Genomic DNA, 20295 nt, shown 5'->3' with positions numbered 1-20295 from the left:
CCGCATGCAGATTCAGCCCCACCGAGTCTAACGGACACGAGCACCTCCGTCAGTCCGCTATGATCGATGAGTCGGCACAGTCCTCCCGGATGCAGCTGACAACGGGGCTGTAGCTTAGTGGTAAAGCCTCTGTCTTCCAAACAGATGATGCGAGTTCGATTCTCGTCAGCCCCTCCACTCGAGAAAGGCCCCCGCGATGCGGGGGCCTTTCTCGTCCCCGGGGGTTCTCGCACCGGACGGCTCACTGATTAGAGTCATCATGAGCCGGTTCCCCACGGAGGTCCCCCCGCATGACTGCATCCGTCGACGTGGCCACCTCCCCCGCCGGAGGCCACGCACTCCCCCCGCACTTCGCCAGCACCGACGACGCAGCGCCGAAGCGCCGAGGACGGCGCATCGGGTTCATGCTGGGCGCTGCGGGAGTCCTGGTCGCGGCGGCCGTCGGCGTGCTCCAGGTCACCGCCAGCCTCGGATACGACGGGGCACGCGCCGAGTTCGACGCAGCGGCGGCCTCGGCTCGCGACAGCGCGACGACGGTCCAGCAGGAGCTCGACACGCTCACATCCGTTACCGATGTCGCTGATCTGCTGAAGACGGCCGATACCGGCGTCCTCACCGTGCCCTCCGCGATGGACGCGCTCACGACGGCGTCGACGGATGCCGATGAAGCAGCCGGCCCGGCGGAGGAACTGCTCACCGAACCGCTGCCTTCGGCGGATTCCAAGCCGTCGGCGTTCTGGGAGCTCTTCGCAGCATCCGATCAGCTCGCCGTCGACGCCGGCGACCTGGACGAGCTGGCTGCCGACCTCAACGCGGCGACACCTGCGATGAGCGCCGCCAGTGCCGAAGTGACCGAGGCCGGCGTGGCCCTCCTGCGCTCGGCGGCCGACGCAGCCCCGGCTTTCGAGTCGGCACACCTCTCGGCCAAGAACGACGCCGTCATCGCCCTGCGCGATGCGGCGTCGCGAGTACCCGACACCATGCTCCTCGATGTGACGGCGGTCGAATCACTGGTGTCCATGCAGGACGCCGCAGGACAGGTCGTGGCGACCGAACAGGCCGAACTCGCCGAGAAGGCGGGACCGCTGCAGGGCGATCGCCTCGAGATCGAGGCGTTCGCCCGGTCGCTCGCACCCGGGGTGCTGCTCGAGTTCGACTGGAACCAGATCGTCAACAACGCCGGTTCCAACGGCAGCATGGGAGGCCTCACGACCTGGTGGTGGGACGATCCCGACCGCGCCGCCATCGAGCTGTCGAACTCGGTCGCCGAGCAGTGGCCGGCGGACCGGAGCAAGGCTCTCATCGCCCACGAGGTCGGCCACGCGATCAGCGTGAAGTGCGAGGACATGTACGACTCGTCGACGCAGGACAGCATCGAGAAGTGGGCCACGGCGTGGGCGATCAGCATGGGCTTCACCGACGATGCCAACGGCGTCTGGGCGTACGGCTACCCACCTCAGTCCTACATCGACGCCGCGTACGGGTGCCGGTGAGCACGTCCGCCTGGTACGAGAGAAGCCGCCGCGATCGGATCGCGGCGGCTTCTGTCAGGAGATCAGATCGAGGTCACTGACCCCGACGCTCACGCAGCTGGGTGAGCGCATCTTCGAGAAGCTGGACGGCTTCTGCGTCGGTGCGACGCTCCTTCACATACGCGAGATGCGTCTTGTAGGGCTCCGGCTTCGCGAGGGCAGGCGGGTTGGCCTTGTCGCGACCCGCCGGAAGACCGGACTGCGGGTGGTCGATCGTCTCGGGGATCTCCTCTTCAGGGAGCCCCGCGGCGAAGTAGCGGACCGTCTCGTTGCCGAGACCGTCCCAGTACGAGACCGCGATGCGGTCGGCGTGGTAGCCGTGGTCCTGCTCGCCCATGGGGCCGGAACCCACTCGGGTCCCTCGGATCGCGTTGCCGCCGGTAGCCATCAGATCACCTCGAACTTCGTGATGAGACCGAGCGCCACGATCGACACGAACCACGCCAGAGCGAGGATGACCGTGAAGCGATTGAGATTGCGCTCAGCGAGACCCGACGAGCCGACAGCTGACGTCATGCCTCCACCGAACATGTCGGAGAGGCCGCCACCGCGACCCTTGTGGAGGAGGATGAGGAGAGTCAGCAGGACGCTGGTTATGCCCAGCACCACCTGCAGGACGAACTCGAGAATTTCCACGAGGAAGAGCCTTTCGCTGGGGCAGGATTGCCCCGGTAACGGTCAAGTATACGGTGCGGCGGGGCCGGAGCCCCGCCACACTCACACGCCGACGTGCTTCTCGAAGCGGATGATCGCCGCGAACTCGTCGACCACGAGGCTCGCGCCTCCGACGAGTGCGCCATCGACATCAGGCTCGCGCATGAAGCTGGCGATGTTGGCCGCCTTGACCGATCCGCCGTACAGGATCCGGGTGCGCGCCGCAGCGTCGTCACCGAGAACCTTGGCGATCACCGTGCGCAGCGCAGCGCAGACATCCTGCGCCTGCTGCGGCGTCGCTGCCTGCCCGGAGCCGATGGCCCAGACCGGCTCGTACGCCACGACGATGTCCGCATCCTTCGACAGACCCTGGAGAGCGGCCTCGAGCTGCCCCGCGGGCACTGCGCTGGCCCCGAACTTCTCGAGGTCCTCAGCCGTCTCCCCGACGCAGATGACGGGCGACAGACCGTGCTTCAGCGCGGCCTTCGTCTTGGCCGCGACGACGTCATCGGACTCCGCGTGGTATTCACGGCGCTCCGAGTGACCGATGATCACGTACTTCGCATCGAGCTTCGCCAGGAAGGCTCCCGAGATCTCGCCGGTGTAGGCGCCGGAGTCGTGAGCCGAGAGGTCCTGCGCGCCGAGGGCGAACGGGATCTTGTCGGCGTCGATGAGCGTCTGCACGCTGCGGATGTCGGTGAAGGGCGGGAAGACCGCAACCTCGACCGAGCCGTCCTCGTGCTTGGCGTCCTTGAGCGTCCAGTGCAGCTTCTGCACGAAGGCGACCGCCTGCAGGTGGTCGAGATTCATCTTCCAGTTTCCCGCGATCAGCGGGGTACGGGTGTTCACACCCATCCGAGCACCTCCAGGCCGGGTAGTTTCTTGCCCTCGAGGAACTCGAGGCTTGCGCCGCCGCCGGTCGAGATGTGACCGAACTGGTCGTCGGTGAAGCCGAGCTGACGCACGGCCGCGGCCGAGTCTCCGCCGCCTACGACGCTGAGGCCGTCGACCTCGGTGAGCGCCTGCGCAACGGCCTTGGTGCCGCCGGCGAAGGCCGGGAACTCGAACACGCCCATCGGGCCGTTCCAGAACACCGTCTTCGACCCACGGATGACCTCCGCGAACCGCGCAGCCGTCTCCGGGCCGATGTCCAGGCCGATGCCGGAGGAGCCGAACGCGGTGCTCTCGATGGCGTCGGCGGCGGTGACCTCGTGCTCCGCATCAGCGGAGAACGAGGATGCGACGACGACATCGGTCGGGAGCACCAGCTCCACACCGCGCTTCTCGGCCTCGGCGATGTAGCCGCGGACCGTCTCGAGCTGGTCCTCTTCGAGGAGGCTGGACGCCACCGCGTGGCCCTGCGCCTTCAGGAAGGTGAACAGCATGCCGCCGCCCACGAGGATGCGATCCACGCGCGGCAGCAGGTGCGAGATGACTCCGAGCTTGTCGCTGACCTTCGACCCGCCGAGGACGACCGCGTACGGGCGCTCGGGGTTCTCGGTGAGACGGTCTAGCACGTCCAGCTCGGCTGCGATGAGTAGACCGGCGGCCGACGGCAGCAGCTCGGCGAGGTCGTAGACGCTCGCCTGCTTGCGGTGCACGACACCGAAGCCGTCGGAGACGAGGACGTCTCCGAGCTCTGCCAGCTGAGCCGCGAAGGCGCCGCGCTCGGCGTCGTCCTTCGAGGTCTCCCCCGGGTTGAACCGCAGGTTCTCGATGACGACGATGCCGCCGTCCTCGAGCGAGGCCACGGCCTCCTGCGCCGACTCGCCGACGGTGTCGCGAGCGAACGCCACCGGCTTGCCGAGCAGCTCGGACAGCCGCTGGGCGACCGGCGCGAGACTGTACTGCGGGTCGGGCGCACCGTCGGGGCGGCCGAGGTGCGAGCACACGATGACGCGGGCGCCCGCGTTGATCAGTGCGTTGAGGGTAGGCAACGAGGCGCGGACACGGCCATCGTCCGTGATGATCCCATCCCGCAGGGGGACGTTGAGATCACAACGGACGATGACGCGCTTGCCCTCGAGCGAACCCAGTGAATCCAGGGTGCGCAGAGTCATGGGAGATGTCTCAGAGACGCTCTGCCACGTACTCGGTCAGGTCGACGAGACGGTTGGAGTAACCCCACTCGTTGTCGTACCAGCTGGAGACCTTGACCAGGTTGCCGCTGACGTTGGTCAGCGTGGCGTCGAAGATCGACGAGTGCGGGTTGTGCACGATGTCGCTCGACACGATCTGGTCTTCGTTGTACTGCAGGAAACCGGCGAGGCGTCCGTCGGCAGCAGCCTTCTTGTACGCCTCGTTGACCTCTTCGACCGTGAGGTTCTCGCGGTCGGTGATCAGCGTGAGGTCGACGATCGAGCCGGTGGGAACCGGAACGCGGTACGACGAGCCGCTCAGCTTGCCCTGGAGCTCGGGCAGAACCTCGCCGATCGCCTTCGCGGCACCGGTCGACGCCGGGGTGATGTTGATCGCTGCGGCGCGTGCGCGACGCAGGTCGCTGTGCGGACCGTCCTGCAGGTTCTGGTCTGCCGTGTAGGCGTGAGCCGTCATCATGAAGCCACGGTCGATGCCGAAGGCGTCGTTGAAGACCTGGGCCAGCGGGGCGAGGCAGTTGGTCGTGCAGGAGGCGTTGGAGATGATGTGATCCGTCTCCGGGTTGTACGTGTCCTCGTTCACGCCCATGACGAACGTGCCGTCGACGCCGGTGCCGGGAGCCGAGATGAGGACCTTCTTGGCCCCTGCCTCGATGTGCTTCTTGGCCAGCTCGGCCTTGGTGAAGAAGCCGGTCGACTCGATGACGATGTCGACGCCCAGCTCGCCCCACGGGAGGCCGGCGGGGTCGCGCTCGGCGAACGCCTTGATGGCCTTGCCGTTGACCGTGATGCTCTCGTCGTCGTAGCTGATGTCAGCATCGAGGACGCCGCCCACGGAGTCGTACTTCAGAAGGTGGGCAAGGGTCTTGTTGTCGGTGAGGTCGTTGACAGCGACGATCTCGATGTCCGCTCCCTGCGCGAGAGCCGCGCGGAAGTAGTTGCGTCCGATACGGCCGAAGCCGTTGATACCGATCTTGACAGACACTCAGGTCTCCCTGTTTCTCGTGCGCTGTGCGCAGCAATCGTGCGTGCGCGGTGCGCGGGGGTTTTTGGCTGAGATGGCGTCCCGACGAGACTTGGCCCGTCGGGACGCGACCCGATTACGACAGTACCAGCAGGCCGTTCGTCTTCTCGCGGGCGACCTCGAAGCGCTGGGCGACGTTCTCCCAGTTGGCGATGTTCCACGCGGCCTTCACGTAGTCGGCCTTGACGTTGAGGTAGTCGAGGTAGAAGGCGTGCTCCCACATGTCGAGCTGGAACAGCGGCACGGTGCCCTGTGCCGTGTTCGACTGCTGGTCGAACAGCTGCTGGATGATCAGGCGCTGGCCGATCGAGTCCCAGCTGAGGACGGACCATCCGGAGCCCTGGATTCCGAGGGCGTTCGCGGTGAAGTGCGCCTGGAACTTCTCGAAGGAACCGAAGAACTCGTCGATGGCTGCCTTGAGCTCGCCCTCGGGCTGTCCGCCGCCGGTCGGCGAGAGGTTGGTCCAGAAGATGGAGTGGTTGACGTGACCGCCGAGGTTGAACGCGAGGTCCTTCTCGAGCTTGTTCACGTTCGCCAGGTTGCCGCTGTCGCGCGCCTCGGCGAGCTGCTCGAGGGCGGTGTTGGCGCCGGCGACGTAGGTCGCGTGGTGCTTGTCATGGTGCAGCTCCATGATCTTGCCGCTGATGTGCGGCTCGAGGGCTGCGAAGTCGTAGGGAAGGTCGGGGAGCGTGTAGGTCGCCATGTCGCTTTCATCCAATCCGCGCCGCGCCGCGGCGCTTGCCGATCCTCTGCGCCGCCGATGTGCGACGTAGAGCGGACGTAACTCATCCTAGTGACGACAACGCGTCGCCGACCCTGATCCTTCCCCCATATGACGAAGCGAGGCGACCCCTTGACAGGGATCGCCTCGCTGATGTCGTTCGCTGTGGTCAGACGTCGAGACCCGCGGGCACGGCTGCTTCCGTTCCCGGGATGCCCTCCTGCTGGGCACGCTTGTCCGCCATCGCCAGAAGACGGCGGATGCGGCCGGCGACGGCGTCCTTGGTCATGGGCGGATCGGCGTGGTGACCCAGCTCGTCGAGGCTCGCGTCGCGGTGCGCGAGACGCAGCTCACCCGCGACCTTGAGGTGGTCGGGCACCTCGTCGGCGAGGATCTCCAGGGCCCGCTCGACGCGCGCGCAGGCGGCGACGGCGGCCTGCGCGGAGCGACGGAGGTTGGCATCGTCGAAGTTGACGAGACGGTTGACGCCCGCACGCACCTCGCGACGCTGGCGCATCTCCTCCCAGGCGACCGCGGTCTTCTGAGCACCCATCTCGCTGAGGATGGTGCGGATCGCCTCGCCCTCACGCACGACGACGCGCGGCATGCCTCGCACCTCGCGCGCCTTGGCGGCGACACCCAGGCGATGCGCCGCGCCCACGAGTGCCATGGCGGCCTCGGATGACGGGCAGGCGACCTCGAGCATGGCCGATCGGCCGGGTTCGCTCAGCGTTCCCGCGGCGAGGAACGCACCCCGCCAGAGACCGGCCACTTCAGCGCGAGAGCCAGTGGTGAGACGGTTGGGGAGTCCGCGGACCGGACGCCGACGCTGGTCGAGCAGACCGGTCTGGCGTGCGAGGGTCTCCCCCGAGGCGATGACCCGGACAGCCCATCGCGCGCCGTCATTCACCGTGCTCGACTGCACCTGTGCGATCTCCGGTCGGACCCCGTAGATCTCGGCGAGGTCTCGCGCGACACGCTGCGCGAGGATCTCGGCATCCACCTCCGCCTCGACGGCGACCCGCCCGGCGATGGAGTGCAGTCCGCCGGCGAACCGGAGGATCGAGGTGACCTCCGCGACACGCACCGTCGGGGGTGCATTACGGATGCTGACCAGCTCAGCCTTGACGTCGGTCGTTAGTGCCACGACACTCCTCTACGCTCACGCGCCGGATCGCGGCGCAAACCTCCAGCCTACTCTGACGGAGGCTCTTGCTATTCCCTGCCGAGGTCCCGGTGACGCACGTTGACGGCCACTCCCGGCACGGAGGCGAGCCGACGGGCCAGCTCCTCCGCCATGGCCACGGAGCGGTGCTTTCCGCCGGTGCAGCCGATCGCGACGGTCGAATGGCTCTTGTTCTCGCGCTGATACCCCTCGAGCACCGGAGTGAGTGCCGCCGAATACGAATCGAGGAACTCGGCGGCGCCCTCGCGTGACAGCACGTAGTCCCTGACGGACTCGTCCTGACCGGTCAGGCCCCGCAGCTCTTCGTTCCAGAACGGGTTCGGGAGGAAGCGCATATCCGCGACCAGGTCGACGTCGGTCGGGAGACCGTACTTGAAACCGAAGCTCATGAGCGTCACACGATGCCTCGCTGCGCCCGCTTCCGAGAAGAGGTCGGAGACCTGGGTGGCGAGCTGATGGATGTTGAGTGCGGAGGTGTCGACCACGAGATCGGCCGATTCGCGGATCGGCGCCAGTCGCTGGCGCTCGACGCGGATGCCGTCGAGCAGAGTGCCGTCCCCCTGCAGCGGGTGGGGTCGGCGAACCGCCTCGAACCGACGCACGAGCACATCGTCCGACGCGTCCAGGAACAGCACGCGGACGGAACCACGCGATCTCAGCGCCCTCGCGACGCCCGGGAAGTCGTCGAAGAGGTTGCGCCCGCGAACGTCGACCACCGCTGCGACCTTCGGCAGAGCGTCACCGCCCATGTCCGTGAGGTCGAGCAGCGGTCGGAGGATCTGCGGCGGCAGGTTGTCGACCACGTACCAGCCGAGGTCCTCGAGTGCGTTGGCTACCGTCGTGCGCCCTGCGCCCGACATGCCCGTGACGATGAGGAACTCGCCTTTGTCCCCGTCAGTCATGGTTACTCCTTCTCCCCCCGCTGGCTCCAGCCTAGCGAGTGGAGAGATGCGTATGGATGTTCTGTGCGAGGACAGGACCGATCCCCTGCACCTCCTGGATCGCCTCCAGAGGTGCGGAGCGCAGCGCGGTGACGGAGCCGAAGTGCTTCAGGAGGACCTTGATCCTCGAGGAGCCGAGGCCTGGCACCTCGGCCAGGATCGATGTGATGTCATTCTTGCGTCGTTTGCGCTGGTGCGTGATCGCGAACCGGTGGGCCTCGTCTCTCAGCCGCTGCAGCAGGTAGAGCGACTCGCTGGTGCGCGGCAGGATCACCGGGAAGTCCTCCCCCGGGAGCCAGATCTCCTCGAGCCGTTTGGCGATGCCGCACACGGCGATCTCGGTGTGCCCGGCGTCTCGCAGTGCCCGTGCCGCCGCTTCGACCTGGGGCTGTCCGCCGTCGACCAGCAGCAGCTGCGGCGGATAGGCGAAGCGCGGTTTGCGCTTGACCTCCACGACGACGTCATCGGACTCGTCTCCCGCCTCCACGGGGACCGCTGCAGATGCGGGCTCATCGATCTCTTCCGGACGATCGAGGTAGGCGAGTCGACGACGCAGCACCTGGTACATCGAGTCCGTATCGTCGGTGGTCTCGGCGATGTTGAACGACCGGTACTGGTCTTTGCGGGGAAGTCCGTCTTCGAAGACCACCATCGAGGCGACGACGTTCGTGCCACCGAGGTGCGAGATGTCGAAGCACTCGATGCGAAGCGGCGCCTCCGACATCCCCAACGCCTCCTGCAGATCGGTCAGAGCCTGGGTTCGTGCGACGTAGTCGCTCGTACGACGGGTCTTGTACCTGATCAGGGCCTGCTGCGCGTTGAGGGTCGCCGTGCGCATGAGATCAGCGCGTTGCCCCCGTTGGGCGATGGCGATCTCGACCTTCTTGCCTCGCCGCTCGCGCAGCCAGACCTCGAGCTCGGCCGCGTCGTCGGGAAGGGTCGGCACGATGATCCGCCGGGGCACATCCTGCGCATCGCCGTACGCGCGCTGCAGCACCTGGTCGACGAGATCGGCTGTCGAGATGTCGATCTCCTTCTCGATCGTCATCGCGCGAACACCGCGGACGCGCCCGCCGCGGATCACGAAGTGCTGCACGGCGGCAGCCAGCTCGTCTTCCGCGATGCCGAAGAGGTCGGCATCCTCGTCGGTCGCGAGCACGAGCGCGCTCTTGCCGAGCACGGCCTCGATCGCGGTGAGCTTGTCACGGTATCTGGCGGCGGCCTCGTAATCCATCGCGGCCGACGCCGCCAGCATCCGTTTGGTCAGCTCTCGGGTGAAGCGCTCATCGCCGCCCGCCATGAAGGCGACGAAGTCGTCGACCATGGCACGGTGCTCCTCGATCGTCACCGTCATCGAGCACGGCCCGCCGCACTTGCCGATCTGCCCGGGAAAGCACGGCCGGCCGGTCTGCATCGCGCGTTTGTAGCTGGAGTCGCTGCAGGTGCGGATCGGGAATGCCTTGACCATCAGGTCGATCGTCTCGTGCACCGCCCAGACCTTGGGATAAGGACCGAAATAGCGGGCACCGGGAATCTTGCGGTTCCTGGTCACGATCACGCGCGGCGCCTCATCACCCAGGGTCACGGCCATGAACGGGTAGGACTTGTCGTCCTTGTAGCGGACGTTGAAGGGCGGATCGAACTCCTTGATCCACATGTACTCCAGCTGAAGCGAGTCCACGTCCGTCGAGACGACGGTCCACTCGACGGACGACGCCGTGGTGACCATCCGCCGCGTGCGTTCGTGGAGCGTGCGCAGCGGAGCGAAGTAGTTCGACAGTCGCTGGCGCAGGTTCTTGGCCTTGCCGACGTACAGCACGCGTCCATCAGCATCGCGGAAGCGGTACACGCCGGGGTTCGTGGGGATCTCACCAGCCCGCGGCTTGTACGGCAGGACGTCGGCCATCAGCTGGCCTTCCGCGCAGAGCGCCCCTCACCCAGGATCTCGGCGAGGAACTGACCCGTGTGGCTGTCCTCGACTCGCGCGATCTGCTCGGGAGTGCCGGTCGCCAGGATCTCGCCGCCGCCCGAGCCGCCCTCGGGCCCGAGGTCGATCACCCAGTCCGCGGACTTGATCACATCGAGGTTGTGCTCGATGACGATCACCGTGTTGCCCTTGTCGACGAGTCCGTTCAGTACCTCGAGGAGCTTGCGCACGTCCTCGAAGTGCAGACCGGTGGTCGGCTCGTCGAGGACGTAGATGCTGCGACCGTTGCTGCGCCGCTGGAGCTCGGTGGCCAACTTGACGCGCTGAGCCTCGCCGCCGGAGAGAGTCGTCGCCGACTGACCGAGGCGCACATACCCGAGCCCGACGTCGACGAGGGTCTTCATGTAGCGGTGGATCGCCTGAATGGGCTCGAAGAACTCGGCCGCTTCCGCGATCGGCATCTCGAGGACCTCGGCGATGTTCTTGCCCTTGTAGTGCACCGACAGCGTGTCGCGGTTGTAGCGCTTGCCGTGGCAGACCTCGCAGTCGACGTACACGTCGGGCAGGAAGTTCATCTCGATCTTGATCGTGCCGTCGCCCGAGCACGCCTCGCAGCGGCCGCCCTTGACGTTGAAGCTGAATCGCCCTGGCTGATAGCCACGGACCTTCGCCTCGGGGGTCTCGCTGAACAGCGAGCGGATGCGGTCGAACACGCCGGTGTAGGTGGCCGGGTTGGACCGCGGCGTGCGGCCGATCGGTGCCTGATCGACGTGCACGACCTTGTCGAGGTTGTCGAGCCCTGACACACGCGTGTGCTTTCCGGGAACCGTGCGGGCGCCGTTGAGCCGCGAGGCCAGCACCTGGTACAGGATGTCGTTGACGAGCGACGACTTGCCCGAACCCGACACGCCGGTCACCGCCGTGAGAACGCCCAGCGGGAAGTTCACGCTGACGTTCTTGAGGTTGTTCTCGCGGGCGCCGACCACGCTCAGCATGCGCTTCTTGTCGAGCTTGCGACGCTTCGCCGGAGTGGGGATCTCGCGCGCACCCGAGAGGTATTCGCCCGTCATCGAGTTCGGCTCGTTCAACAGAGCCGAATACGGACCGGAATGCACGACCTCTCCACCGTTCACGCCGGCACCCGGTCCGATGTCGACGACCCAGTCAGCGGCTTCGATCGTCTCTTCGTCGTGCTCGACGACGATGAGCGTGTTCCCGAGGTCGCGAAGTTTCAGAAGGGTGTCGATCAGACGACGGTTGTCACGCTGGTGCAGACCGATCGACGGCTCGTCGAGGACGTAGAGGACGCCGGTGAGCCCGGAGCCGATCTGCGTCGCCAGCCGGATGCGCTGCGCTTCTCCACCGGAGAGCGACCCGGCGGACCGGCTGAGGTTGAGGTAGGAGAGCCCGACCTGCAGGAGGAAGTCGAGTCGCAGGCGGATCTCACGCAGCACCTGAGCCGCGATCTTCGCCTCACGATCGGTGAGGGTGAGGGTCTCCATGAACGACCGCGCGTCGGCAAGGCTCAGGTGCGACACCTCGGCGATCGAATGCCCGTGCACCTGCACCGCGAGCACCTCGGGCTTGAGTCGGTTGCCGTCGCACACCGGGCAGGGGACCTCGCGGAGGTACTCGCCCCAGCGCGAGCGCTGCGTGTCGGACTCGGCCTGGGCGTACTGCCGCTCGATGTACGGCACGACGCCTTCGAACCCCGATGCATAGCGCATCTCGCGCCCATAGCGGTTCTTGAACTTGACGGTGACCTTGTAGTTGTCGCCGCGCAGGATCGCGTCCTGAACGTCGACGCGCAGATCCTGCCACGGGGTGTCGAGAGAGAAGTTGAGGTCGTCGGCCAATCCCTCGAGCAGCCGCTCGTAGTACTGGAAGAGTCCCTTGCCCTGAGTGGTCCACGGGATGATCGCGCCCTCGCGGATGGAGAGCTCCTCGTCGCCGAGCATCAGGTCGATGTCGACGGACATGCGGGTGCCGAGACCCGAGCAGGCCGGACAGGCACCGAAGGGCGCGTTGAACGAGAACGTGCGTGGTTCGATCTCGGTGAGGGTGAGCGCGTGGCCGTTCGGGCAGGCGAGCTTCTCGGAGAAGGACTGCCACGCGTCGTCGCCCTCTGCGTCGACGTAGTTGATCTGCACCACGCCGCCGGCGAGCCCGAGCGCCGTCTCGACCGAGTCCGTGACTCGACCGAGGATGTCGTCTGCCGCGACGAGGCGGTCGACGACGACGGCGATGTCATGCTTGTAGCTCTTCTTGAGCGTGGGCGGCTCGGCGAGCTGGATGAGGTCGCCGTCGACGATCGCGCGCGAGTAGCCCTTGGCCCCCAGCTCGCGGAACAGGTCGACGAACTCGCCCTTCTTCTGCGAGACGATGGGCGCGACGATCTGGTAGCGGGTGCGCTCGGGCAGCTCCATGAGCTGGTCGGCGATCTGCTGGACGGTCTGACGTTGGATGCGCGCACCGCACTCGGGGCAGTGCGGAATCCCGATCCGCGCCCACAGCAGACGCATGTAGTCGTAGATCTCGGTGATGGTTCCGACCGTGGACCGCGGGTTGCGGTTGGTCGACTTCTGGTCGATCGACACCGCAGGGCTGAGGCCCTCGATGAAGTCGACGTCCGGTCGGTCGACCTGACCGAGGAACTGACGCGCGTAGGCGCTCAGCGACTCGACGTAGCGACGCTGTCCTTCAGCGAAGATCGTGTCGAAGGCCAGACTGGACTTTCCCGATCCGGACAGGCCGGTGAACACGACGAGGGAGTCGCGTGGGATGTCGATGTCGACGTTCTTGAGATTGTGTACGCGGGCACCGCGGACACTGAGTTTTCCTGGGGTTGCAACCGGGACGATAGGCACTGATCAAGTCTACGAGTGGCCACCGACATTGGCTCCGTGAGGGCTCACAGGGAAGCGATCAGTGCTCTCGAGTACCGCGGTTCGCCCGCGTGAGCAGGGTCGCGACGAGTGCGACCACGGCTCCGGCCCCGGCGACAGCGGCCCAGGGCACTGTCGGCAGCGACGCGGGGGTGTCGATGCGCATGACCACCATGACGGCCACGGTGATCGGCTGGGCGATCGCCTGCACGACGATCAGCCTCACCAGGCTCGGACGGAGGACGGTCACGATCACGCGGGAGCCGGCCGGGATCACGAGGGAGAGCGACATGAGGACATGGATCACCTGCACCGCGAGCACAGCGATCATCGCGCGCCCGACGTCGGGCTCCGAGATCAGCATCCCGATCACGAGGCATCCGATCGACCCCCAGGCCGCGAAGGTCTGCGGAAGAGCGGCGGCGATGATCGCCAGGACGACTGCCGCCACCTGCCATCCGAGCAACGGGCACAGCATCGCAGCACCCGCGGCGACGGCGACGACGAGCGCGCCCCTCACGACGAGTCCCGGGACGGAAGGACCCGTCCGTAGCGTGTCGTTCGCTCTCATCGCCCGGCCCTCGCGATCGCACGCATCGCCGAGGACGGGTCCGAGGCCCACGAGACCACGTCGACTCCGGCGCCGTGGAGATCCGCGAACACGTTCCCCCTCTCTGCGAGCACGGTGCGCAAGCCGATCAGCTGCGCACGGGTGAGCCGAGCACGGTCGAGCGGAGGGAGGACATCGACGGCGACGACTCTGTGGCCGCTGGCCCTCCACATCAGCGCGGTCCGAGCGGCGGCGCCCTCGAAGAAGGTCGACAGCACGAAGACCACCGAGCCGTGCGGCACGGGAGGAGTGCGACGGAAAGTCGCGTCGTCTCTCGCCTGGCCCGTCGCGGCGATGGCCGCCACGACCCGTGCCAGGTGCCTCGAGCCGCCGCCGCTCCTCAACGACCGGCCGCCGTGCACGAGCACGTGAAGTGCGACGCGGTCGCCCTCGCCTATGGCCGAGTCGGCGATGGCTCGCGCAGCCTCCCTCGCGAGGTCGAGGGAGGTCACGCCGCTGCGTTCGCGGTCGCCGCTCCCCCACGAGGCGACGACCTCACCCAGATCCTCAGACGTGTCCATGGCGACCACGACCGACGAGTCGCTGAGCGTATTGGTCCGACGGACCATCAGATCGCCTGGCCGACGGGACATCCGCGCCGTCGCCCGCCAGTCCACGCGGCGGAGTTCGTCGCCGGGCGCGAAGGGGTGGATGTCCCGGAAGTCGCCGCCCTGACCCGCCCGACGCCCCTCGTGCGCGCCGTGCGACCCCGTCAGTCGTCGCGGCAGCGGGAGCGCGTCGAGTGATCGGCGGGGCGGGGCCACCTGACGCCTGATGGCGGCGAGGTCCGACGTCGACGAGAGCGCCGCTCCCTCGAAGGAGAACCCCCTCGCTGCCGCCTGGACCGGGATCGTCGGACCGGAGTGCAGGACCTTGCTCCGCGCAGTGAATGTGAAGCCACCGCCGGGCACGATCACGCGTCTGCTGCGACGCTCCGACTGCACGACCACCACCTCGACGGCATCCGCATCGCTGTCCACCGCGATCGATGTGAGCAGCTCGCCATCGCGCCCGGGCACCGGGTCGATCGCGATCTTCGCCACCGCGCCGGATGTGCCCCGCGCGATCGCGAGACCGCTCCAGATGGCCAGAGGAAGCCCCATCGCCACCACGTCGGGTCTTCCCGCGAGAAGGCCGACCGCGGCGAGCAGGGCAGCGCCTCCGATCGCCACGGACAACACAGGACCGCGACGCCCCGCGTCGGGTCCGTCCGTCATCCGAGCACTCCGACGGTCGGCGGAACAGCCACCTGTCCGACGACCGAGCGCACCACATCGGATGCCGACGCGCCCTGGGCCCACGCCTGAGGTGTGAGCGTGAGACGATGCGCCAGCACGGGCACGGCGATCCGCTTGATGTCGTCCGGACGGACGAAGTCGCGGCCATCCAGAGCCGCGAGCGCTCGTCCCAGCAGCAGCAGCCCCAGAGAACCGCGCGGCGACGCACCGACCTCGACGTTGGCCGCGGTCCGGGTGGCGCGTGCGATCTCGACGCAGTAGCGCGAGATGTCCGGGTCGACGTGGATGGCCTCGACGGCCTCCTGCAGGGAGATGAGCTGAGCGGCGTCGATGACCGGAGCGATGTGAGCAGCCTCCTGGCGCCTGCTCACGCGGTTCTCCAGGATGCGGGCCTCGCTCTCCGCCGCCGGATAGCCGACGGACAGCCGCACCATGAACCTGTCGAGCTGTGCCTCGGGCAGCGCGTACGTGCCCTCGTACTCGATCGGATTCGACGTCGCGATCACATGGAACGGCGCGGGCAGCGCGAAGCTGTTGCCCTCGACGGTCACCTGACGCTCCGCCATCGCCTCGAGCATCGCCGACTGCGTCTTCGGCGTGGTCCTGTTGATCTCGTCGGCGAGCAGCAGTCCGGTGAAGATCGGCCCCGGCCGGAAGACGAAGTCCCCCGAGTCCGGAGCGTAGACGTACGACCCCGTGACATCGCCGGGGAGCATGTCCGGAGTGCACTGCAAGCGCCGGAACGACAGCCCCAGCGCCGAGGCGAGGCTGCGCGCGGCGAGCGTCTTCCCCAGGCCCGGCACATCCTCGAACAGCACGTGACCGCCGGCGAGGATCGAGGCCAGAGCGATCTCGACCGGGTCGTCCATGCCCACGACGACTGTTCGCACGGCAGCCAGGATCCGGGCTCCGGTGGCGGCGATCTCTGCGGGGCTCGTCATGGCATCTCCTTCATCGACGCGGCGGCGAGGGCCGCCCGTGGTCGGGGGTCGGTACGTGCAACCGGGGTGACGGTTCGTCCGGCGAGGTGGGATCCAGTCGATCGATCGCGTCCAGCGCCCTCTCGACGTCGACGATCGTCGTCTCCGGTCCCGTCAGGCGCTCCCAGACTCCCGGGTCGATCAGCCGCGGGAGTCGGTCGCGGTGGGCAGGGTCATCCGGATCCACTCCGTGGCGCATCAGCCGCTGACGCAGGATCACCCCGACACGGCGCGTGATCTGCGCTCCCGCGATGCCGGTGTGTGTGTTCAGTGCCCACGCCATGCGAGAGATCTCGGTAGGTCGTCGATCCGGCTCCACGTCTATGCGCGGCGCGTCGAACCCCGGCTCGAGCGGCATCGCGAGCTGCGCGAGCAGACCGACCGCACCGATCAGGAGACCCCATGCGATCACGAACGGCCAGGTGAAGCCGAAGCCGAGGAGCGCCAGAGCGACGAGGACCGCCGCCCCCGCTGCGACCAGCGTTCTGCGGACAGTCACCGCCACACCTCCTCGATGCGTCGCAGGGCCTCTCTCGCCGAGGCCCGGTCGCCCTCGTCGGCCGACCCGGCTCCGAATCGGACGCTCTCGTAGAGACGCAGCAGCGACGCGGCGTCGCCGGCCACCCCGGGCCGCAGAGTGATGATCCGCACCACGAACTCGCCGGGAGTCTCGGTCGCCGCTCGCTTCACCCCTGCGTCTGCGGCACTCTCTTCGAGGCCGATCCACGCGGCGACGATGGCATCAGACGCTCGGGCGCGCTCGTCTATCTGCATGAGCGCCCCGGCGATCCCGCGCTGCATCACAGCGACGGCGATCTCGGGTTCCGGCGCCGAGGTGAGGTGATCGACCTCGGATGCGACCGCCGCCGCGTCACGACGGCCCAGCGGGCGATCCCGCCACGCTCGCAGCAGGGCTCTCGCGGCGATCACGAGGAGCTCGATGAGCCCCGCAGCGACCAGCGCCATGAGGATCACGGCGAGCGTCTGAACGACCGCGGCGGCGGTGGAGTCGATCTCCATCGGCTCGGGAACCCCGGTGGCACCCGGATCACTGGATGGCAGCGGCTCCGCTGTCCCCCGAGGAATCGGCGCGGCGGGGCGGAACGTCGGCGCGCCCTGGATCGCCGCAGCGATCATGGCCACGACGAAGAGTCCCACGACGAGAGTCGAGAGGACCATGCGATCGACGCTCCGGCGCGCAAGACGCGTCTGGGGTTCGCTCGGCATGCCCACACCCTACGGTGCGGTCACTCCATGGCGGGGCGGCGACCCGCGAATGCCGACAACCCGTCGCGCAGTGTGGCTACCTGCTCGAGATCCATCCCCACGGCGGCCATCACCTGTCGAGGAACGTCGAGAGCGCGATCTCGCAGAGCTCGACCCGTGTCCGTGAGGGTGATGTCGAGACGGCGCTCGTCCTCGACGCTGCGTTGTCTGGCGACCAGCCCATCGGCTTCCAGACGCTTCACCAGGGGAGACGCCGTCGCCGGCTCGAGAGCGAGGTCAGCCGCAAGATCGTTCAAGGGACGCGGAGCACGCTCCCAGAGCGCCAGCATCACGAGATACTGCGGATGCGTGAGCCCGAGCGGCTCGAGGATCGGCCGGTAGATCGCCACGACGTTGCGCGCTGCGGTCACCAGGGCGAAGCAGAGCTGATTGTCGAGTTTGAGCAGGTCGTCCGATGCGGTCACGGCTTCGAATATACATTGACCCTAATAGTTAGTACACTAAGCAACATGGCCAGTTCTGACGATCGACCTCCGCTCCGCACTCGGATTCGCGAGGCCGGAGGACTGTACGCGTGGATCAACTCGAATCTGATCCGCTTCGCGGGCCCCGCCTCCGTCGGCCCTTACGAAAAGACTCCCCCGCCGAGCCCGTCCGAGCGGGCGGAGCGCGCCTGCCCGTTGTGCGGTGCGCCGATGAGCGAGCACGAGATCGACCGTTCAGGTCCGAAGACCCTCGTTCACTGCCCCTGACACAGGCTCTCACCCGTCGGCTGAGACTCGCCCTCGCGCGTCAGCGGAGACTCTCGCTCTCAGTCGTCGCGCTGCGCGTCTTGGCGTGCGACGTCGAGCCACGAGGCGAGATCGTCGTCGTCGACGAGCACGCTCGGCGATACATCGAGCCAGCTGGTGCCCATCGTCCGCGCACCCATGACCGCGACCGCCACCCCGGGGCGGGTGATCAGCGAGTCACCGTGCTCGCCATCGACCCGGACGAGCAGAACCCCGCCCGCGCGCGCTCCGACGAGGATGTGCCCATCGAGGAGGAAGGCGCGCGTGCCGAACATGCGCTTCTCCTCGACGTTCTCATCGAGTGTGAGGAGCGCTCGCACTCGATCGGCGAGCTCCTCGCCCGCTGCATCCATCCTGGTGCCTCCGAGCTTCTCAGGCGTGGCCGGCCTTCTCCATCGCGCGCAGTTCCTTCTTCATGTCCTGCACCTCGTCGCGCAACCGCCCGGCGAGCTCGAACTTGAGCTCGGCGGCAGCCGCGAGCATCTGATCCGAGAGGTCCTGGATCACCGCTTCGAGCTGCTGAGCTCCTTCTGCGGCGATGCCGGTGCGCCGCAGGTTCGGCGTCGGCGACTTGCCCTTGCCGGTCGCTCTCCCGCGCCCGGACATCATCTCAGCGGTGTCGGCGCCCTCACGCGCGAGCACCTCGGTGATGTCGGCGATCCGTTTACGCAGCGGCTGGGGGTCGATACCGTTCTCGAGGTTGTACGCGACCTGCTTCTCGCGGCGGCGATCGGTCTCTTCGATCGCCTTCGCCATCGAGTCGGTGATCTTGTCGGCGTACATGTGCACTTCGCCGGAGACGTTTCGCGCCGCGCGACCGATCGTCTGGATGAGCGAGGTGCCTGACCGGAGGAAGCCTTCCTTGTCGGCGTCGAGAATCGCGACGAGGGACACCTCAGGCAGGTCGAGCCCCTCTCGGAGCAGGTTGATTCCCACGAGGACGTCGTACACCCCGGCACGCAGTTCGCTGAGCAGCTCGACCCGTCGCAGAGTGTCCACGTCCGAGTGCAGGTATCGCACGCGTACGCCGTGCTCGCCGAGGAAGTCCGTGAGCTCCTCGGACATCTTCTTCGTGAGTGTCGTGACGAGCACACGCTCGTCACGCTCGACCCGAAGCCGGATCTCCTCGAGGAGGTCGTCGATCTGCCCCTTCGACGGCTTCACGATGATGTGCGGGTCGACGAGTCCGGTCGGGCGGATGATCTGCTCGACCACGCCGTCGGCGATCCCCATCTCGTACTTGCCCGGTGTCGCAGAGAGATAGACGGTCTGTCCGATTCGGTTCTTGAACTCGTCCCAGCGCAGCGGCCGGTTGTCCATCGCGCTCGGAAGCCGGAAGCCGTGCTCGACGAGCGTGCGCTTGCGGGAGGCGTCGCCCTCGTACATCGCACCGATCTGCGGCACCGTCACGTGCGACTCGTCGATCACGAGCATGAAGTCGTCAGGGAAGAAGTCGAGCAGCGTGTGCGGCGGCTCGCCGGGCTGGCGCCCGTCCATGTGCCGGGAGTAGTTCTCGATGCCCGAGCAGAACCCGAGCTGCTGCAGCATCTCGAGGTCGAACGTGGTGCGCATCCTCAGGCGCTGGGCCTCGAGGAGCTTTCCCTGACGCTCGAACTCCTTGAGCCGCTCTTCGAGCTCGTGCTCGATCGTGCCGATGGAGCGCTGGATCACGTCGGTGCCGGCGACGTAGTGCGAGGCGGGGAAGATCGGCACGGAGTCGAGCTTCTCGATCACCTCTCCGGTGAGCGGATGCAGCGAATAGAGCGCTTCGATCTCATCGCCGAACAGCTCGATGCGGATCGCGTGCTCCTCGTATACGGGGATGATCTCGATGGTGTCTCCCCGCACGCGGAAGTTGCCTCGGGAGAAGTCGACGTCATTCCGGTTGTACTGCATCGAGATGAACTGTCGGATCAGCGCGTCCCGGTCGTAGCGCTCCCCCACCTGGAGCGCGACCATCGCCCGGAGGTACTCCTCCGGCGCACCCAGACCGTAGATGCAGGAGACCGTCGAGACCACGATCACATCCCGACGGCTCAGCAGCGAGTTGGTCGTCGAGTGGCGAAGACGCTCGACCTCGGAGTTGATCGACGAGTCCTTCTCGATGAAGGTGTCCGTCTGCGGGACGTACGCCTCCGGCTGGTAGTAGTCGTAGTAGGAGACGAAGTACTCGACGGCGTTGTTCGGCATCAGCTCGCGGAACTCGTTGGCGAGCTGCGCGGCGAGAGTCTTGTTGTGCGCGAGGACGAGCGTCGGACGCTGCACCTGCTCGACCAGCCAGGCGGTCGTCGCGGACTTTCCGGTACCCGTGGCACCGAGCAGGACGATGTCTGTCTCGCCGGCGTTGATGCGCGACGCGAGCTCGGCGATGGCCTTCGGCTGGTCGCCGGCGGGCGCGTATTCGCTGATGACCTCGAAAGGACGGACGCTGCGCGTGGTTTGCATACCTCCAGCGTATGCCGGGCCACCGACATCGGGGCCAC

At 67.2% G+C, this 20295-nt stretch carries 20 protein-coding genes and 1 tRNA gene; 3 read left to right on the top strand and 18 right to left on the bottom strand.

Translation table 11 applies throughout. The annotated features are described in order from the left end of the window. Positions 1-103 precede the first annotated feature (103 nt). Positions 104-177: transfer RNA gene (locus LQZ85_RS07315), tRNA-Gly, on the top strand. 113 nt (positions 178-290) lie between these two features. Next, positions 291-1493, top strand: coding sequence for a hypothetical protein (locus LQZ85_RS07310; RefSeq protein ID WP_230100730.1), 1203 nt, complete (start codon positions 291-293; stop codon positions 1491-1493). A 73-nt stretch (positions 1494-1566) separates the two neighbouring features. On the opposite strand, the gene LQZ85_RS07305 is transcribed toward LQZ85_RS07310, so the two are convergent. From LQZ85_RS07305 to LQZ85_RS07230, 16 genes are all read right to left on the bottom strand, one after another. Next, positions 1567-1920 carry an RNA polymerase-binding protein RbpA gene (locus tag LQZ85_RS07305; RefSeq protein WP_042540778.1) on the bottom strand — a complete coding sequence of 118 codons (354 nt, stop codon included), beginning with the start codon at positions 1918-1920 and terminating at the stop codon, positions 1567-1569. Next, positions 1920-2168: a preprotein translocase subunit SecG gene (secG, locus tag LQZ85_RS07300; protein WP_053096652.1), complete on the bottom strand. Its 249-nt coding sequence runs from the start codon at positions 2166-2168 to the stop codon at positions 1920-1922. Before secG ends, LQZ85_RS07305 begins: the two co-directional genes overlap by 1 nt. An 81-nt stretch (positions 2169-2249) precedes the next feature. Beyond that, the gene (tpiA, locus tag LQZ85_RS07295) at positions 2250-3041 is read right to left on the bottom strand and encodes a triose-phosphate isomerase (RefSeq protein ID WP_053096653.1); all 792 of its coding nucleotides are present in this window, start codon (positions 3039-3041) and stop codon (positions 2250-2252) included. Beyond that, positions 3032-4246: a phosphoglycerate kinase gene (locus LQZ85_RS07290; RefSeq protein WP_187249801.1), complete on the bottom strand. Its 1215-nt coding sequence runs from the start codon at positions 4244-4246 to the stop codon at positions 3032-3034. The genes tpiA and LQZ85_RS07290 overlap by 10 nt, the downstream gene beginning before the upstream one ends. Before the next feature lie 10 nt (positions 4247-4256). Beyond that, on the bottom strand, positions 4257-5267 hold the full coding sequence (gene gap / locus LQZ85_RS07285; RefSeq protein ID WP_053096657.1) for a type I glyceraldehyde-3-phosphate dehydrogenase: 1011 nt from the start codon (positions 5265-5267) through the stop codon (positions 4257-4259). Between the two features lie 115 nt (positions 5268-5382). Beyond that, the gene (locus LQZ85_RS07280) at positions 5383-6009 is read right to left on the bottom strand and encodes a superoxide dismutase (protein WP_042540783.1); all 627 of its coding nucleotides are present in this window, start codon (positions 6007-6009) and stop codon (positions 5383-5385) included. Positions 6010-6196: 187 nt separating this feature from the next. Further along, positions 6197-7174 carry a DNA-binding protein WhiA gene (gene whiA, locus LQZ85_RS07275; protein WP_056278932.1) on the bottom strand — a complete coding sequence of 326 codons (978 nt, stop codon included), beginning with the start codon at positions 7172-7174 and terminating at the stop codon, positions 6197-6199. A gap of 68 nt (positions 7175-7242) precedes the next feature. Next, the gene (gene rapZ, locus LQZ85_RS07270) at positions 7243-8115 is read right to left on the bottom strand and encodes an RNase adapter RapZ (RefSeq protein WP_053096659.1); all 873 of its coding nucleotides are present in this window, start codon (positions 8113-8115) and stop codon (positions 7243-7245) included. 31 nt (positions 8116-8146) lie between these two features. After that, complete coding sequence (gene uvrC / locus LQZ85_RS07265) at positions 8147-10060, bottom strand: excinuclease ABC subunit UvrC (RefSeq protein WP_056278933.1); 1914 nt, start codon at positions 10058-10060, stop codon at positions 8147-8149. Continuing rightward, positions 10060-12948 (bottom strand): excinuclease ABC subunit UvrA, encoded by a 2889-nt coding sequence (uvrA, locus tag LQZ85_RS07260; protein WP_053096663.1) that lies wholly within the window; start codon positions 12946-12948, stop codon positions 10060-10062. The genes uvrC and uvrA overlap by 1 nt, the downstream gene beginning before the upstream one ends. A 58-nt stretch (positions 12949-13006) precedes the next feature. Next, positions 13007-13537 carry a hypothetical protein gene (locus LQZ85_RS07255; protein WP_230100729.1) on the bottom strand — a complete coding sequence of 177 codons (531 nt, stop codon included), beginning with the start codon at positions 13535-13537 and terminating at the stop codon, positions 13007-13009. Further along, positions 13534-14793: a DUF58 domain-containing protein gene (locus tag LQZ85_RS07250; RefSeq protein WP_230100728.1), complete on the bottom strand. Its 1260-nt coding sequence runs from the start codon at positions 14791-14793 to the stop codon at positions 13534-13536. Before LQZ85_RS07250 ends, LQZ85_RS07255 begins: the two co-directional genes overlap by 4 nt. Further along, a complete protein-coding gene (locus tag LQZ85_RS07245) occupies positions 14790-15755 on the bottom strand; it encodes a MoxR family ATPase (protein WP_056278936.1) in 966 nt (321 codons plus the stop codon). Before LQZ85_RS07245 ends, LQZ85_RS07250 begins: the two co-directional genes overlap by 4 nt. A 10-nt stretch (positions 15756-15765) precedes the next feature. Beyond that, a complete protein-coding gene (locus LQZ85_RS07240) occupies positions 15766-16293 on the bottom strand; it encodes a hypothetical protein (RefSeq protein WP_157538214.1) in 528 nt (175 codons plus the stop codon). Next, entirely contained in the window at positions 16290-17021 is a 732-nt protein-coding gene (locus tag LQZ85_RS07235; RefSeq protein ID WP_082586607.1) for a DUF4129 domain-containing protein, read from the bottom strand. Before LQZ85_RS07235 ends, LQZ85_RS07240 begins: the two co-directional genes overlap by 4 nt. Positions 17022-17041: 20 nt before the next feature. Then, positions 17042-17485 (bottom strand): MarR family transcriptional regulator, encoded by a 444-nt coding sequence (locus LQZ85_RS07230; RefSeq protein WP_053096674.1) that lies wholly within the window; start codon positions 17483-17485, stop codon positions 17042-17044. A 45-nt stretch (positions 17486-17530) separates the two neighbouring features. Between LQZ85_RS07230 and LQZ85_RS07225 the strand changes: the two genes are divergently transcribed. After that, positions 17531-17773 (top strand): hypothetical protein, encoded by a 243-nt coding sequence (locus LQZ85_RS07225; protein ID WP_053096676.1) that lies wholly within the window; start codon positions 17531-17533, stop codon positions 17771-17773. Positions 17774-17832: 59 nt separating this feature from the next. On the opposite strand, the gene LQZ85_RS07220 is transcribed toward LQZ85_RS07225, so the two are convergent. Continuing rightward, positions 17833-18165, bottom strand: a complete 333-nt coding sequence (locus LQZ85_RS07220) for a TfoX/Sxy family protein (RefSeq protein WP_230100727.1) — start codon at positions 18163-18165, stop codon at positions 17833-17835. Between the two features lie 19 nt (positions 18166-18184). Next, positions 18185-20257 carry an excinuclease ABC subunit UvrB gene (uvrB, locus tag LQZ85_RS07215; RefSeq protein WP_053096678.1) on the bottom strand — a complete coding sequence of 691 codons (2073 nt, stop codon included), beginning with the start codon at positions 20255-20257 and terminating at the stop codon, positions 18185-18187. Between the last annotated feature and the right edge of the window lie 38 nt (positions 20258-20295).

It is taken from the genome of Microbacterium sp. Bi98, from assembly GCF_918698045.1.
Taxonomy (GTDB): domain Bacteria; phylum Actinomycetota; class Actinomycetes; order Actinomycetales; family Microbacteriaceae; genus Microbacterium.
Note: the sequence above shows the minus strand (reverse complement) of the source record. Positions and strands in the feature narration are given on the sequence as shown.